The sequence below is a fragment of the Desulfosarcina variabilis str. Montpellier genome (genome assembly GCF_048565275.1).
Classification (GTDB): Bacteria; Desulfobacterota; Desulfobacteria; order Desulfobacterales; family Desulfosarcinaceae; genus Desulfosarcina; species Desulfosarcina variabilis.
In genome coordinates, this window is record NZ_CP159846.1 from 2,219,275 (window position 1) to 2,236,035 (window position 16,761).

Below are 16,761 nucleotides of genomic sequence, written 5' to 3' on the forward strand. Positions count from 1 at the left end.
AAAACGCTACGGTCCGATTTATAAGGAGGACGATTTGGCACGATATAGAGGCTCCGTCTGCAGGATATGCCGACGTGAAAACATGAAGTTGTTTCTAAAAGGAGACCGCTGCTACTCCGATAAATGCGCCTTTGACAGAAGGGGATATGCTCCAGGCGAGCATGGTCAAAGAAGACGGGGCAAACCGTCGGATTACGGGATACAGCTTCGGGAAAAACAAAAAGTCAAGAATACTTACGGTCTTTCTGAAAAGCAGTTTCGTTTAACATTTAAAAAAGCGGACCGTAAAAAAGGCATTACCGGCACAAATTTGCTTGTTATGCTTGAACGTCGGCTGGACAACGTGGTCTATCGGCTTGGTTTCACCAATTCTCGCACACAAGGCCGCCATTTCGTCAGGCACAACCATTTTTTGGTCAACGGCAAACGTGTCAACATCCCCAGTTATTTGGTGAATACGGGTGACGTTATAGAAGTCGCTGAAAAAAGCAGAAAAGTTCAAGCCATCACAGATTCACTTGATGCGGTGGTTCGCCGGGGGTTGCCACAGTGGCTCGCTGTGGAAAAAGAGAAATTCAAAGGTGAAATCAAAAGCTTCCCAGTTCGCGAAGACCTTACTCTGCCGATGCAGGAACAACTCATTGTCGAGCTCTATTCTAAATAATTATAGTTAGAAACATAAATTGTTGAGCCCGCTGAGTAAAAGCGCTGCATTGTTATCTAATCGAATTTGGAGAAAACGTAATGTCTAAAAACGAACTTATGTACATGAACTGGCGCGAGATGATAAAATGCGACAAAGTGCGCGTCAGCAGTACCGAGGCTTATGGGAAATTTGTCTGTGAGCCTTTAGAGCGAGGGTTTGGCATAACGCTAGGGAACTCTCTGCGAAGGACGATTCTATCGTCTTTGTACGGTGCTGCCATCGTGTCTGTCCGGTTTGATTCTGTTGAACATGAGTTCAGTGTGATTCCTGGCGTGATTGAAGATGTATCTGAAATTATTTTGAATCTCAAAGAAGTTCGCTTAAAAATGGATGATGCCACGCCACGCACGGTTGAGATCAATACAAGCGGGGAGTGCGTGGTAACAGCTGGCGACATAATAAGTGAAGACGGGCGCGTTGAAATCCTTAACCCTGACCAACACATTGCCACCTTGACCGGTGATGGAAAACTAACCATGACCATGGTAGTAAAAGTTGGTAAAGGCTATGCCCTTTCGGAAGCAAACAAGGACGAAGACACACCGCTTGGAACGATTCCCATTGATGCTGTATTTTCCCCGATTCAACGCGTTAACTATGTGGTTGGCAATGCGCGGGTGGGGCAACGTACCGACTATGACAAGCTTACGCTTGAAGTCTGGACAGATGGTAGTGTAACACCAGAAGATGCAGTCGCTTATGGTTCAAAGATTCTAAAGGAGCAATTAAGCATTTTCATTAATTTTGATGAAGACGCCGAACCGCAAATTGATACTGATGATGATGAACAGGAAAAACCGGCCTTTAATGACAATTTATACCGAAGTGTAGAGGAACTCGAACTTTCCGTTAGGAGCGCAAACTGCCTCAAAAATGCCGAGATTCTCAAAATTTACCAACTGGTTCAGAAAACCGAAACCGAAATGCTGAAAACGAAAAACTTCGGTCGAAAATCATTGAACGAAATAAAAGAAGTGTTGTCAGAGATGGGGCTTTCATTAGGTATGAAACTTGAAAATTTTGTCCCACCTGAAGAATCCACGGAAGAAGGGGAGTAGAGGTTCCAATGAGACACAGAAAAAGTGGTGTAAAGCTGAATCGTACAACGAGCCACCGGCAAGCAATGTTTCGAAACATGGTGACCTCGTTATTCAAATATGACCGCATCACCACCACTGATGCCAAGGCCAAGGAATTACGTCGGTGGGCGGATCACATTGTTACGCTCGCCAAACGCGGTGATCTTCATGCGCGCCGGTTAGCCATGTCCATTGTTCGTGAGAAAGACGTTGTTCACCAAATATTTGAAGTGGCGCCTGAACGGTTTGGTAATGTTAACGGCGGTTACACGCGGATCATTAAGGTTGGGCGCCGTCCTGGCGATGCCGCTCCGATGACGGTTGTCGAGTTGATCAGCAGTGATTCGGTAAAACCGAAAAAAGCCAAATCCACACAACCGGTTGCCGCTGAAACCAAACCTGCTGTGGTCGAAACCGGTGCAGCGGAACAGGACGATCAAAACGATGTCGCTGCAACTGAGAAACAGCCGGCGGATGGTGCTGACCAAGCCGCAACTTCATCTTCTGATGATGTCCAACCGACCGATGAATCCAGTGACACCGATAAACAATAAGTTTTTGACAAACGAATAGATTCAACGTTAAGGCCCTGTCGCTACAGGGCCTTTTTTATTTTTAATCAAATATTTGATGATTTGCTTTTTATGTGATAGAAAATTAAATGTTTCAATGAATAGGGTTTATAAAATTCACTTTACTATAAAAAAAACGGATGATAAGTAGATAGGAGGCAGAAAGCAAAGTTCAATTTTAAATTGCGTGGGAAAAAAAGGAGGCGTTGAATGATCAGTACTAAAAATTTCAAAATTGTCTGGATCATTTTACTTGTTCTTGGCCTGTGGATTACCCCTGGGCTGGCCAAAAAGCCGTCATTGGATGCGTGGAAACCTAATTTTGATCCTTCTGGAGCCAAATATAAATGCATTGTTTCCAACGTCTCACACCCAGTAATCAAGGGAGTTTACGCCGGCTTTGCCATTCGGGACGAACTGTGGAAACGGACCAACGGACAAATCTACCTTGATTACAAGCCATTTTCCATGCTGGGTGGCGAAGTGGAGGTGCTGAATCAGCTTCAAATGGGGGCCATTCAGGGCATGGGCGTGAGTTCTGTGGCTGCCACCAATCTTGGCCCACGCTTCGGGTTAATCAACTTACCCTTTCTCATCAATTCTTTTGAAAAACTGGACCAGTTTATCGGTTCAGGCAAACTCTTCGACCATTACATGATGGCCATGGATCATCAGGGCATTATGGGGCTGGACATTACCGGATACGGGAATTATGGGTGGGCCACCACCTCACCCGTGACCACTCTTGAAGAAGCCAAAAAGGTTAAATTCCGAACTGCAGAAGCAGCGGTTAATCAACTGTTTTACAAGGAATGCGGATTCAATCCCGTGGTCATGCCGTGGCCAGATGTACCCGTCGCCCTCAAACAGGGAGTGATCACCGGATTGGACCATACCCCGATGGTCTGCAATATCACTAAAAAATTTGAGGTCTGCAAATACTATACATATCTGGATTACGCCCAGGGCCTGTTTATCTGGATTTTTAATAAGGCCTGGGTCAAACGATTACCAGCCGATCTGCAGGATACGTTCAAATCGGTTGTTCACGATGTTTGTGCAAACATTCGTCAAGAAACCAAGATCCAGGAAGCCGTTGAAATTACCAAGGCATCCAAGGCCGGAATTTTGTTCTACAACCTGCCAGAAAAAGATTTGGCCTGGATCCAAAAAAAGGGTAATGCAGCGCATGTTAAATATGCCGATGAGATCAACAAACTCTACCCGGGTGACACATATCGGCCAAGCAATTACCTTAAAGAGGTTCAAGATTTCGTGGGATATACGCCCTGAACCATCCATTTATCGACTGACTATGGGGGGCGGCCATTCCGTCCCCTCTTACCAATAATTACCGCTCAATAGGTTCCCGCATGGTAGGTAATACAACTTATCCGATTGTCTTTACACTTTGCGTTATTGCTATTTCATTTTTTATCTATTTTTTCCCCTATCGCAGTAAAACAAAGGTTCTGTCCGCTATTGACCGGGGGCTTTCCCAGTTCGAGGATTGGACGCTGCTCGTCAGCGTCGGCATTGCGCTGATTGCGCTCTTTTTGAACGTCGTATTGCGCTATGGTTTCAATTATACATTGGCCTGGTCTGAAGAATTGGTTCGTGAGGTAATCATTTATACGACATTCATTGGATGTTGCGTGGCGGTAAAAAACCGCTCCATGATCCGGATTGATGCCACCGTCCAGTTAATCCCAAAATTAAAAACAGCCTTGACCTATTTCAGCAATGGAGTGGTCATTATTTTTTCGATATTAATGATGTACTACGGATGGCTGATGGCTGCCATGCAGGCCAGAACTTTTCAAAAGACATTGATTCTGAAAATCCCATTGGTCTATCTTTATTCAATATTGCCACTAACCGGTGCCTTGATGCTCGTAAGGACCCTGCATGTCATTTATCAGGACGTTGCACAGCCATCTGCGGATGACTGAACCAAGGACAAGTCATTGAAATCGCAAGGAGTCAATTGTTATGCAGTTGAGCGACGTTGTTATCATGCTGATTTTGATAGGATGCATGGCCACCTACGTACCTGTGTTTATGTGCCTTTTTTTCACTGCGGTGCTGGGGTTTGTCATTTTTACGGATCTGCCCCTGCTGCTACTGTTTCAGACCATTTTTCGAAGCATGGATAACTTTGCCCTTGTTGTTGTCTTATTTTTTATTTTATGTGGCAACATCATGACGGCAGGGTCAATCGTTGAGAAACTGATCAAGGTCGCCAACGCGTTGGTCAGCTGGCTGCCGGGTGGGCTTGGTATGGCCGGTGTTCTGGCATGTGGACTGTTTGGTGCCATTTCGGGATCCACCGTTGCCACCGTCGTGGCACTGGGTGGGTTCATGATTCCTGCATTGATTGACAACGGATATCCGGAACAGTACACATTGGGGTTGATGACCACATCGCCCAACCTGGGGGTGATTATTCCACCGAGCATTGGCATGATTCTGTATTCAATGATCAGCAATGTGTCGCTTGAAGGTCTATTCCTGACCGGATTTGTTCCCGGTGTGCTGATCATGTTTCTGGTATGTCTCTATTCGTTTCTTTTCTTCAGAAATCGAAAAGAGATTGTTCGCAAGCCCGTCCCTTCGTTTACGGATATGCTTGCTGTCTTAAGGGAAGGGTTTTGGTCGTTGATGCTGCCGGTAATCATTTTTGGTGGTATTTTTTCCGGGGCCTTTACCGCCAATGAAGCCGCCGTGGTTGCCTGCGTGTATGCTTTTATTGTGGAATTGTTCATCCATAAATCCATGAAATTCAGTCAGGTCAAGCAGATTACGGTCAGTTCTGCCGTAACGTCGGCCACACTGCTGATCATCGTTGCCGGTGCCACCTGTTTCGGACGGTTGCTTACCCTGGAAGACATCCCTGGCAGAATTACCGAAACTGTCCTTTCCGCCATTACATCACCGGTCCTGTTCCTGATCGCTATGAACGCACTGCTGTTAATGGTGGGGATGTTCATGGACATCATTTCCGCCACAATGATTCTCGGGCCGGTGTTTTTGCCCATGCTCGATGCATTCAACATCAATTGGATGCATTTCGGGCTGATCATGACCGTTAATCTGGCGATCGGGTATTGTACCCCACCCATGGGGGTCAGCTTATACATCACCGGTGCCATTGCCAACCGAGATCTGATCTATGTGTCCAAATCCGTGATGCCGTTTATCGCTATCCAGATTCTGGTGCTGTTGATGATGACGTTTTTTCCGGATCTTGTGTTGTGGTTTCCCAGGCTGATGGGCTTTGCGTGATCATTGAATACTAACCGACTGGGATCTAAAGGAGTATGCCTGTGAGTGACGATGTTGTTGAAAAAACCAAGCGGACCGGTGCCCTTTATTTTAAAGGTGTTGATGAAGAAAAGCCATTTGAGCTGTGGCGGTCTTTTTCCAAGGATCTGGGCAAGGATCTATCTCTGTTTATTACCGGTAAGCTGTATGCACGGGAGAAAATTCCCCATCCGACGCGGCAACTGGTGACCGTGGCCGTGCTGACGGTACTGAACCGGCCAGAGGAGCTTAAACTGCATATTCTGGCTGCGCTGAATGTCGGTTGTACCCCCCAGGAAATTGCCGAAGTGATTTTTCAAACATTTACTTACGGCGGGATCCCGACGGTAAACACTGCATTGAAAGTGTTCAGGGAGGTGTTGAAGGAAAAGGGCCAGTGGCCGATTGATTCTTAACGTACATCCGGATTCTGTACCATTGGGTAGTATTGCCTGATTCTTGACTAATCCAAGTCGTCAACGAAACCGTTAACCGATTGAAGGGGACAATTCCATGAGACCCTATTTTGAAGAAATGCCGGTTTTCGGAAGCGCGATGAATGCCGGTCAGATCAAGAGCGCCGAGGAGAATGTTAAACATATCCGGGAGGTTGAAGGGCAGCTAAAAAAGGAGGCGGAAAAGGTTAAACTGGCTGGGTTTTCAGAAGAGAAAATCAATGCGCGTGGGCAGATGACCGTTTGGCAGCGGTTGAATTATCTTCTGGATCCAGGGACGTGGTGCCCGCTGCACTCCCTTTACAATCCTGAGGAGAATCAGGAGGGGACCACCAATGTGGTTGACGGGATTGGCAAGATATCAGGCCGATGGGCGGTCGTCATTGGTTTTGACAACAAAGTGCTGGCCGGGGCCTGGCTGCCCGGCCAGTCTGAAAATATCCTGCGGGTGACCAACCTCGCCAAGCGCCTAAACGTGCCCCTGGTTTGGCTGGTGCACTGCAGTGGGGTAAAGCTGACCCAACAGGAGAAATTTTACGCCAACCGACGCGGTGGCGGTGCGACTTTTTTTCGCCATGCCGAGCTCAACCAGGCCGGTGTGCCCATTTTAGCGGCCATTTATGGCACCAACCCCGCCGGCGGTGGATATCAGGGGATCAGCCCCACTGTGCTGTTTGCCCACAAGGATTGCAATATTGCCGTGGGGGGAGGCGGTATTCTTAGCGGTATGTCGCCCAAGGGATATTTTGACGAGGACGGCGCCGAAGCGCTGATCCATGCCGCCAAGCAGTATAAGGCCAAGCCGCCGGGATCCGTCGAGATTCATTATGATGCCACGGGCTTTTTCCGCTATGTTTACGATGAGGAAACCCAGGTGCTCGATGGCGTCAAGGAGTACATGCGCAGCATACCGGCCTATCATCCCAAATTCTTCCGGGTGGCCGAACCCAAAGCCCCGCGTTTTCAAGCCGAGGACATATACCGGCTGGTTCCCTTCAATCAAAAGCAGATTTACGATTTTGATCAGGTGTTGGCACGCATTGTAGACGGCAGTGAGCATCTGGAATTCAAGCCCGATTACGGCCCGGAGATCTACGCCGGGTTGGTGAAAATCGATGGTTTTCTGGTCGGCGTGATCGGTAACCGGCAGGGATGGCTGGGGGAGGGATACCCTGAATATGCCGATTACCCCGGCATTGGCGGAAAGCTGTACCGCCAGGGGCTGATCAAAATGAACGAGTTCGTCACCTTGTGCGGGCGCGATCGGGTGCCGATTATCTGGTTCCAGGATACGTCGGGCATTGATGTGGGGGATATTGCCGAGAAGGCCGAACTGCTGGGGTTGGGCCAATCGCTGATCTATTCCATCCAAGCCACCGATGTGCCGCAATTGCTGCTGGTCCTGCGCAAGGGAACCGCGGCGGCCCATTATGTCATGGGTGGCCCCACGGCCAATCGGCATAACGCGCTGACGTTGGGGGTCGCCACGACGGAAATCTATGTGATGCATGGCGAAACCGCGGCTGCGGCGAGTTTTTCAAGGCGTCTGGTCAAAGAAAAAGATGCCGGTAAACCATTGCAGCCGGTGATCGACAAGATGAATCAAATGGCCCAGGAATATTACGACAACTCACGGCCGGCTTACTGTGCGCGCAAAGGGTTTGTGGACGAGGTGGTCAAAATGTCTGAAATCCGGCGCTATCTGGCCGCTTTTGCCGGTTGTGTATACCAGAATCCCAAGTCGATTTGCCCCCAACATCAAATGCTCACCCCCCGGGTGATCAAAGGCTAATTTTTATCGGATTACGGCCCCTACAGCTGTCTGCTGAACCCTTTTTTACGCAGGGCAAAAAAGCTCGATCGCCTTATGTAAACCAGCGACAAATCGCTTGTCATCATCCTTTATTTCAAAACCTATCGATCACAACAATTGACACGTTAAGCCGACGCAAGGTATTCTTTATAAATGCTGGTTCCAAGAACAAATGCAAACGTAAGGCGATACTTCCTACTTCAGACCAACTCCAATCTGATTGCCTATAAAAATAGCAGTTAAAATAAAAATGTATCGGTGCGTTGATAACCACGCGTATAGGATTTAATCCATTGTTTCGCACAGCAATAAGAATATCCTTGATTATTTTGGCGTGCACCTTTTGCTTATCCAGTTGCGGGGGTACAATTTACGATTATGTGTATGATGGTGATCTTTACAGAGTGAATGCCATGATCGACAGTGACCCTTCCCTGGTTCACACAACGCTTTCCGATGAAACAACCCCTCTTCTTGCAGCCGTTTATGCCGGACAATTGGAAATAGTCAAGTACCTGGTATCCAAGGGGGCGAATGTGGATGCAAAAGATAATGCCTACCACTACACCCCGCTTCACGCGGCGGTATATACATGCAACATGGATATCGCCAAATATCTGATTGCCAATGGCGCCTCGATCAATGCAAAGACCATCTCCAAAGAAACGCCACTCCATTTGGCCGTCAACTGCGGTGATTTAAAATTTGTCAAATACCTGATCTCAAAGGGTGCGGTACGGTCTGCCGAGGACCAATACGGGCAAACGCCTTTACGTCTTGCCGAACTCATGGGGTGCCAGGAGATTGCAGTAGCCCTGAAATCCGAAAGGGGGGGCATTAAGAAAACCGAGGAAAATACCATATCGGCCAAAAGACCGAGTTTCCAGAAAAGCATGCTTTCCGAGCCAAGGGAACTCGATGCAACATCCTTTTCCGGATTTTCAGATATTGATTTTGGCAATTATTTTGCCTTGGTTATCGGCAATAACAATTACGAACAGCTTCCCAGACTCACCACCGCCAAAAATGATGCCATCGCTATCAGCGATGTACTGGAACGCGGCTATGGTTTCCGCGTCAAATTGCTGCTGGATGCAACAAGGTTTGACATCATCTCGGCGTTGAATGAATATCGGAGGAAGCTGTCTAAAGGTGACAATCTGCTGATTTACTATGCTGGTCATGGCTACCTGGACCGGGCCGGTGACGAAGGATATTGGTTGCCGGTCAATGCCGACGCAAACGTTGAAGTCAACTGGATTTCCAATTCTTCCTTAACAACATTTCTCAAAGCCATTGAAGCAAAACACGTCCTGGTGGTCGCGGATAGCTGCTATTCCGGGAAGATGGCCAGAGGACTGCACATTCAACCCAGAACACCGGATTACTACTCAAGGATATCAAAAAAGCGAGCGCGGTCCGTTCTGGCCTCCGGTGGACTTGAACCGGTGTTGGACAAAGGACCGCAAGAAGGTCATTCGGTATTTGCATCCGCCCTATTACAAGCCTTCGAGGACAACCGGGGGACGATGGACGGCACTGCTCTTTTCGGTAAGATTCGTCGTCAGGTCATGCTAAACGCCGATCAGACCCCCGAATATTCCGACATCCGAAGGGCCGGTCACGAAGGGGGCGACTTTATTTTTGTTCGGTCAAGATAGACAAGACAACAATAGCTGCAGTGACAACTGCCCAAGGAGGAGAAAAATGGGAAATTACAAGATGGGTTGGCTTTTTAGGACAAAAAGGATCAGCGTTTTAATGGTTTTGATGGGGATTGTTGCCGGATGTGCCAACACCAATACGCTTTCATCGGCAATTCGGTATGGTGATATGAAGTTGGTGGAGCAGTATCTTCCGGTAGGCGCTGACATTAATCAAAAAGACGAACAAGGCTATACCCTCTTGATGAATGCGGTTTATCGCAATCACTATGATATTGCACAGTATTTGCTTAAACGCGGGGCGAAGGTCGATTTGAAAGGGAATGACGGCTACACAGCATTGATGGTTGCCGCCGATTTCAACTACGTTGCCATTGGAAAGCTTTTGCTTGAACAAAACCCCGATGTCAATGCTCGCGCACAGGACGGCGCCACTCCCCTCATTACTGCCGTACGTCACAACTATGTGGTGTTTGCCAGGATGTTGCTGGAAAAAGGAGCAGATCCGAATTTGACAGACAATATGGGAAATTCGGCCCTGACCTATGCAGAACTCAATTATTACGAGCATAATCCTACGGCGGCAGCGGATGATATGCGCAGGTTGTTGACCCGTTAAATCAAAGAACAAGGATCGGGGATGAAATAATTCCAGCAGATTGCGTTGGATCTGTGTTCGCCAATTTTAATAGAATCAGGCAAGGCGCATCCGCCGGGGCATATTTTAAAATTTGTGTCGGCGGATTAAGCGCCGTAGACGGGAGCAAGGATAGGCAAGATGGGAGGCGTTTTTTTTACCGTGGCCCTCAAATTCGTGAACCCCAAAAGTTAAGTTTTAAAATCAAGGGCGCTGTGATGTCTGGAATATTTAAGTATTTTGGGGAAGGTATGGTGCCTGCCAAGAAAGTCGCCAAGAAGAAGCCCGTCGCAAGGAAAAACTAAGGAGATCATATTGGCTTTTCTTGATAAAATACCATACACTGCTCTGATCGTTTTTGCTGTTATTATGCTTCTTGCTCCATTCAAACCCATGCCCCATGTGATCGAAAAATTAATCATGCTGAAAAATGGAACCCTTACCAAGCCAATTGATATTTTCGATCTGTTTTATCATTTGATTCCAACAATTTTGCTGTTATTAAAGCTTTACAGAGATTATACCAAATAGGGATGGGTTTATTTTGGGGATATGTGAGTCATGCCAAGAATACTATTTGGGGGATGATCTCAAAAATTAGCAGATAGCTTGAGCATCGCTCAGTATCCGACCTCTTTTCAGCCATAGGGCCAACAAAAAACTTACACAACTTGTGTAAGTTTTTTTGTCTGTAGATGGGGTTGTTGTGCCTTACACCTGCCTTGAGAAATACAATAAATAATTAAAAAAATGAGAATCCTTGTCTGCTGGGGACGGGTGCGAAATCAGTAAAACATTTTGTTACAAACTGATACGACCATGAAAAGCATTTTTTTCGAATTTTCCTTACCTATGAGGCAAGCAATGGGCATTGCCCAACCCATCGATGCATAACCCAAGACAAGGAGACAACACGATGAAGAAAAAATGGATAATTATCGTTGGCATTATTGGCATTTTGCTGATCGGCGGCATCGGCGCCTGCAGACTTGGTTGCCATCCGGGCGGCTTTGATGAGTTTGATCTGGAAGCGATCACCAACCGTGTTGGATCCCGTTTGGACCTGACCGAATCCCAAAAGACGGAATTCGAAAGGATGGCCGGCGAGGTCACGGAAAAGGCCAAAACCATGCACGCACAGCGGGACGCCTTTCGGGAGGAACTGGCTGAGCTGGTCCGCCAGGATGACATTGACAAAGCGGTCGTCGACGAGATGATCGAGCAGAAAATGGTGAAAATGAGGGAAATGGCGGATTTTGTCACAGAGCGGTTAATTACCTTCCACAGTACCCTGACATCTGAGCAGCGGGAGAAGATCGCCACCCGCATTGAGGAACAGGATTCAGATCGGTGCCGATTCGGTTTACGTTAACGGCTGACCGCTCAGCGGCGGTGGCACGGTGGTTGTCGTGCCACCGCCATAGCGCCTGTTCAAGACACTTCCCAACGCCGTCAGCGGGACTTTTTACTGATTTATCAAACAGGCTCTCAGAAAAAAAACAGGAGGATATAATGCAGGTGATGACGAGAAGACAGTTTGTCAGAAATACGAGCGTGCTGACCGCTGGCCTTGCCCTGACAGGCATGACCGGATTGATGCCCACCCGGGCACTGGCGGCGAAACCCCAATTCCTGCAAACCCGCTGTACGGGGGGCGATGCAACAAGCCCGAAGATTCTTGTCGCCTATGCCAGTATGCATGGGTCAACCGGAGAAGTGGCCGAAACCATTGCCAAGGACTTATGCCGTGCCGGTGCATCCGTTGATGTTCGCCTGGTTGATAGGGTGAAGGATATCGGCGATTATCAGGGCGTGATCATTGGCAGCGCCATCAAAAGCGACCGATGGCTGCCGGAGGCGATCAATTTTGTTTCAGCCAATAAAAATGTTCTCAACAACCTGCCCACCGCCTATTTCTTAACCTGTCTGACGCTGGCCAAACGATCGAAAGAAAGCCAACAATTGGCCCGTTCCTTTTTGGATCCCGTTTTTGAGATCGCCCCCGAGGTCAACCCGTCCGGTATCGGTCTTTTCCCCGGTGTATTGGATTACAGTAAATACTCAAAAGGCATGGGCGCCGTCATGCACTACAAGATGTGGACCAAGGGCATCGAGGCAGGGGATTACCGCGACTGGTCCATGGTCCATGATTTTAGCCGCCGGTTCCAATCCCAGCTTGTGCAGCGAGGCTTGTTGGCTGAAGACGTTTAATACTCTATCATCAAGACCTCCTGGGAGCCGCTGCGAAATGCCGGTGCCACGGCGCGTCGGATTTAGAACTGGCTGCCGAGAAAGCAAAATGGCGACACAAGGCCACGGATGGGATGCATCAGGGGCTGGCGGCCTGCAATTTTCACGGCACCCGACTGGCTGCTGTGGCGCGAATTGCCATCCGTGAAGACTGCCGGATTCGTGTCCGCCGGGTCGACTGTGCCGTGGATTGCGGACGCGTGATCCATCCCGGTATTGTTGTCGATCAGATCACCGGCGGGATTATCTTCGGATTGACCGCCGCGCTCAAAAGTCGTATCACCATGACCCGTGGCCGGGTGGATCAGCGCAATTTTGATACATTTGCCTTGTTGCGCATGGATGAAATGCCAGACATAAAGGTCCATCTTGTGGGCAGCGTTCATCCTCCCACGGGGATCGGTGAAGCCGCCGTACCCTTGGCCGGTCCCGCACTGGCCAATGCGGTTTATGCGGCCACCGGAAAGCGGATTCGTCATCTGCCGATTTACCAGGATAATCTGAAAAATGATGAGCGTATTTAATTATGTTCCAAAAAACGATGAGGAGGAATGAATGACTCGTCCGCGCCGAGTTGCTGCGCTGTCAACACTGTTGATGTTTCTGGCTGCCATGATGATGACCGGTTTTGCAGGCGCCCAGCCCGCCGATTCCACGCCATCGGGGCCACCGCCAACCAGCTACAGATTCTCCTATACCCCTGTCTACCAGCTTGAAACCGATCTGGACTGCGGCGGACAGTTTGATGTCCAGCGCCATTTTGTAAGGTTCGACGTCTCCCGATTCATTACCCGGCAATGGATCGTCGGCCTGGGGTTGAGCTTGGACTATGAGCGTTGGAATTTTTCAGGCATCAACGGATTGGCCGGTGTCGACCTATGGGATGAAATCGTCAGGCCGGGTATCAGTATCCCGATTATATATAATACCGCCAACAGGTGGCGTTTGATGGCCATTCCCAGCCTGGAATTTGCCGGTGCGTCCGGGGCCGAGACCAGTGAGTCACTTTCCTATGGAACCGTACTTTTGGCCATGCACGCTTTTGGGCCAAATTTGATGATGGGGCTTGGTGGCGGGGTATTCGATCGATTGGATGAATGGGAGGTGTTTCCTTTTCTGGCCATTGAGTGGAAGCTCAGCGACCAGCTAAAGCTGAATAATCCATTCGAAGCCGGCCCAGCCGGCCCAGCCGGTCTGGAACTGGTTTATACGCCGACCGAACATTTGGAAATGGGTGCCGGGGGGGCATACCGGTCCTACCGTTTTCGCCTGGATGACAGCAGCGCGGTGGCGGACGGCATCGGTGAGCTTGAGACCTGGGTTGCTTTTCTGCGCGTTGGCTGGCGGTTTGGTGAGCGATACCAGCTTGACCTCAACGGCGGGGCCTTGTTTGATAGTAAGATTAAAGTTGACGATCAAGACGGCAACCATTTGGGTGAGACGGATACGGACACGGCACCGTTTGTCGGTATGACCATCAAAGGAAAATTTTAGTTTTTTATTATTTGCCTATAGCTAGTGCCCATCCAGAAATAGGCAAATTTGGTCGAAATCAAGGCGCCCGAAAAATTTAACCACAGGCATATGGTTGATATTCCGAGGATTAAATTTTTCGCGCAACGCCGATATCGGGCAAATTGGCCATTTCTGGATGAGCACTATATAGCGCACAGGGAAACCACCATGGCCATTACGATTCTTGTGGTTGACGATGATGAGAAACTCAACCAACTTCTCAAACGGTTCCTGAAAGATTACGGCTTTGATGTCTATTCGGCCATTGATGCCGACGAAGGGCTGAAAAAGGTCAGAACCGTGGCGCCGGATCTGATCATCCTGGATGTGATGCTGCCCGGCATGAACGGTTTTGATGTGTGTAAACGGATTCGCGAATCCAGCAGCGTGCCCATTATCATGCTCACCGCCCGGGGCGATGTAATGGACAAGGTGGTGGGCCTGGAATTGGGGGCTGATGACTACCTGCCCAAACCTTTTGAGCCGCGCGAACTGGTGGCTCGCATCCAGGCCGTGTTGAGACGGGTCCAGAACCGCGGAACGGATCGGCGTCGGCGATTCGGGGCCTTGACCATGGATTTTCACCGTCGGCAGGCGTTTCTGGATGATCAGGCGGTGGATCTGACCACCAGTGAATTTGCCGGTCTGGAACTGCTGGTGCGCAATGCCGGGCGCGTGCTGGACCGGGATGAGATCATGCAGGCCCTGCGGGGTATTGACAGTGAGCAGTTCAACCGCGTTGTGGACATCACCATGAGCCGTGTGCGTCAGAAGCTGGGCGATGATCCCAAGCATCCACGATTTATCAAAACCATTTGGGGCACCGGTTACATGTTCGTGGCCCAGGAGTCGGACAATGGCCAGACCGCGGATTAAGCGTCTTTTCAATTCCGTGTTCACCCGGCTGCTGCTAACCATCACGGCGGCTGGCATGGCCATTACCTTCACCGTGATTGCCGGGTTTGTCGTTATCCGCTTTCACTCCGAGTCTTCATTCGAGCGTAACCTGCTGGTGTATGTGGATTATCTGCTGGGTGACCTGGGGGATCCGCCGAGCGAGGCTCGGGCACGGGAAATAGCCCGTCGTACGGGGCTGGTGATCTGTTTCGAGCACCCTACGCATGACTGGCAGACAGGTCCGATCCCGCGTTTTTTCAACCTCAAACGGGCCTGGGTGCGCAAATACCCCTCAGGGTTGTGGATGGGCAGTTCCAAGGGGCATCATTTCATTCGATTGGTCCACGGCGGTGGCCGGCTGCTTTTTGTGGCCCCCATGGAATCCGATCACGCGCAATTTGCCATTGTAATGCTGGTTGTTATGGCCCTGACCACGTCGGGGATCCTGGCGTTGGCCTACTTTTACCTGCGCAGACAATTGGGGCCCTTACGGGTTCTTAAAAAAGGCGTGGATGAAGCCGGTGCCGGCCGGCTTGACCACCGTATCCCGGAAGCCGGGCGCAGCGAGCTTCGCGACCTGGCCCGCGCCTTCAATACCATGGCTGAGCGTCTGTCTCAACTGCTGCACAGCAAGGAGCAACTGCTGCTGGATATGAGCCACGAATTGCGTTCGCCCATTACCAGGCTTAAAGTGCAACTGGAATTTCTCACAGATGATGAGGCCCGGGAATCCTTGCGCAGCGATGTGGCGGAAATGGAATCCATGGTGACCGCTATCCTGGAATCGGCCCGTATGCGACACGCCGCCGCGGTGCTCAACCTGCAGCCCACCGATCTGGGACAGCTGGCCGGTTCTCTGGCAGCCGATTTCAAGGATCGTCTGCCTGAAATCCATCTTGGTCTCCTGGTGAATGAGCCGGTGCAGGTGGATCCGGAGAAGATACGGACGGCCCTGCGCAACTTGCTGGACAATGCCCTCAAACATACTCCTGACGACGGACCGCCGGTGACACTATCCATGGAACTGAAAAGCGAGGCATTGGACATTGTCGTTGCCGATCAGGGAGAGGGCATCCCGGCATCGGCCATCCCTCATCTTTTTGAGCCATTTTATCGTCCGGATACGTCGCGCAGCCGCAAAACCGGTGGGTACGGATTGGGCCTCAGTCTTTGCAAGGCCATTGTCGACGCCCATGGCGGCGCGATTGATCTATCCAGCACGCCTGGGGAGGGGACGCGGGTGATCGTGACGATCCCCAGAACGCGTTGAACGAGGGCGGGAACAGGACAATCGCATGTAGATTTGCGGGTTGCCTTTCTTCCCGAAAAGTGGAATCGCTACCGGTATTAATATTGGAATTGTGGGTTGTCAATCCATAGACGGTTGGTCATCGGAAGCGCACAGCAGGCTTTTAACCATGGATTTCAGGTCGGCCGTGTCGATGGGCTTGGTCATGGTCGATACCGCCCCAATGTTCTTGGCGATGTTCAGATAGGTTTTCGGATTGAGTTTTCCACCGCCGGAAATAGCGATGATGGGGATGCTGGGGTGTGTCTGTCTCATTTCCATGATTGTTTCGATCCCCTCTTTTTCCGGCATGATCAAGTCGGTGATGACTAGATCAACGGCTTGGTTTTCCAATGCCTTGAGTGCCAGGTTGCCATTGGCGGCGGTGATAACGCCATATTTTTCGCGTTTTAAAATAGCAGTAATCAGTTTTCGAATCTGAGGGTCGTCGTCAACGACCAGGATCGTTTTTTGTGCAGTCGTGGACATCGAATAAACCTGCCTTTTATAAGATTCCCGATTTTTAACACAATCATAGCACCGGCGGGTGCTCCGAGACAATAAAAATAGGCAATTGACGCT

General features: G+C 49.7%; 18 protein-coding genes. 17 read left to right on the forward strand and 1 reads right to left on the reverse strand.

The window, feature by feature from the left end:
* Positions 1-34 precede the first annotated feature (34 nt).
* From rpsD to Dvar_RS10110, 17 genes are all read left to right on the forward strand, one after another.
* On the forward strand, positions 35-664 hold the full coding sequence (rpsD, locus tag Dvar_RS10030; RefSeq protein WP_419661544.1) for a 30S ribosomal protein S4: 630 nt from the start codon (positions 35-37) through the stop codon (positions 662-664).
* Between the two features lie 80 nt (positions 665-744).
* Entirely contained in the window at positions 745-1,764 is a 1,020-nt protein-coding gene (locus tag Dvar_RS10035; protein WP_419661545.1) for a DNA-directed RNA polymerase subunit alpha, read from the forward strand.
* A gap of 8 nt (positions 1,765-1,772) precedes the next feature.
* Entirely contained in the window at positions 1,773-2,339 is a 567-nt protein-coding gene (rplQ, locus tag Dvar_RS10040) for a 50S ribosomal protein L17 (RefSeq protein WP_419661546.1), read from the forward strand.
* A gap of 228 nt (positions 2,340-2,567) precedes the next feature.
* Positions 2,568-3,650 (forward strand): TRAP transporter substrate-binding protein, encoded by a 1,083-nt coding sequence (locus Dvar_RS10045; protein WP_419661548.1) that lies wholly within the window; start codon positions 2,568-2,570, stop codon positions 3,648-3,650.
* An 80-nt stretch (positions 3,651-3,730) separates the two neighbouring features.
* Positions 3,731-4,309, forward strand: a complete 579-nt coding sequence (locus tag Dvar_RS10050) for a TRAP transporter small permease (protein ID WP_419661550.1) — start codon at positions 3,731-3,733, stop codon at positions 4,307-4,309.
* Positions 4,310-4,349: 40 nt separating this feature from the next.
* A complete protein-coding gene (locus Dvar_RS10055; RefSeq protein ID WP_419661551.1) occupies positions 4,350-5,642 on the forward strand; it encodes a TRAP transporter large permease in 1,293 nt (430 codons plus the stop codon).
* Positions 5,643-5,683: 41 nt separating this feature from the next.
* Positions 5,684-6,076, forward strand: coding sequence for a carboxymuconolactone decarboxylase family protein (locus tag Dvar_RS10060; protein ID WP_419661552.1), 393 nt, complete (start codon positions 5,684-5,686; stop codon positions 6,074-6,076).
* A 97-nt stretch (positions 6,077-6,173) separates the two neighbouring features.
* Positions 6,174-7,907: an acyl-CoA carboxylase subunit beta gene (locus tag Dvar_RS10065; protein WP_419661554.1), complete on the forward strand. Its 1,734-nt coding sequence runs from the start codon at positions 6,174-6,176 to the stop codon at positions 7,905-7,907.
* Positions 7,908-8,308: 401 nt separating this feature from the next.
* Positions 8,309-9,589, forward strand: a complete 1,281-nt coding sequence (locus Dvar_RS10070; protein WP_419664095.1) for an ankyrin repeat domain-containing protein — start codon at positions 8,309-8,311, stop codon at positions 9,587-9,589.
* Between the two features lie 46 nt (positions 9,590-9,635).
* Complete coding sequence (locus Dvar_RS10075) at positions 9,636-10,211, forward strand: ankyrin repeat domain-containing protein (protein WP_419661555.1); 576 nt, start codon at positions 9,636-9,638, stop codon at positions 10,209-10,211.
* Positions 10,212-10,544: 333 nt separating this feature from the next.
* Entirely contained in the window at positions 10,545-10,760 is a 216-nt protein-coding gene (locus tag Dvar_RS10080; RefSeq protein ID WP_419661556.1) for a hypothetical protein, read from the forward strand.
* Positions 10,761-11,145: 385 nt separating this feature from the next.
* Positions 11,146-11,601, forward strand: a complete 456-nt coding sequence (locus Dvar_RS10085; RefSeq protein WP_419661557.1) for a Spy/CpxP family protein refolding chaperone — start codon at positions 11,146-11,148, stop codon at positions 11,599-11,601.
* Positions 11,602-11,741: 140 nt separating this feature from the next.
* On the forward strand, positions 11,742-12,440 hold the full coding sequence (locus Dvar_RS10090; RefSeq protein WP_419661558.1) for a flavodoxin domain-containing protein: 699 nt from the start codon (positions 11,742-11,744) through the stop codon (positions 12,438-12,440).
* 68 nt (positions 12,441-12,508) lie between these two features.
* Complete coding sequence (locus tag Dvar_RS10095) at positions 12,509-13,003, forward strand: molybdopterin cofactor-binding domain-containing protein (RefSeq protein ID WP_419664096.1); 495 nt, start codon at positions 12,509-12,511, stop codon at positions 13,001-13,003.
* A 31-nt stretch (positions 13,004-13,034) separates the two neighbouring features.
* A complete protein-coding gene (locus Dvar_RS10100; RefSeq protein ID WP_419661559.1) occupies positions 13,035-13,973 on the forward strand; it encodes a hypothetical protein in 939 nt (312 codons plus the stop codon).
* Positions 13,974-14,162: 189 nt separating this feature from the next.
* Positions 14,163-14,870 (forward strand): response regulator, encoded by a 708-nt coding sequence (locus Dvar_RS10105; protein WP_419661560.1) that lies wholly within the window; start codon positions 14,163-14,165, stop codon positions 14,868-14,870.
* Positions 14,851-16,161 carry a sensor histidine kinase gene (locus Dvar_RS10110; RefSeq protein WP_419661561.1) on the forward strand — a complete coding sequence of 437 codons (1,311 nt, stop codon included), beginning with the start codon at positions 14,851-14,853 and terminating at the stop codon, positions 16,159-16,161. Before Dvar_RS10105 ends, Dvar_RS10110 begins: the two co-directional genes overlap by 20 nt.
* A 99-nt stretch (positions 16,162-16,260) precedes the next feature.
* Here Dvar_RS10110 and Dvar_RS10115 read toward each other — a convergent pair whose 3' ends face one another.
* On the reverse strand, positions 16,261-16,668 hold the full coding sequence (locus Dvar_RS10115; protein ID WP_419661562.1) for a response regulator: 408 nt from the start codon (positions 16,666-16,668) through the stop codon (positions 16,261-16,263).
* Positions 16,669-16,761: the final 93 nt, after the last annotated feature.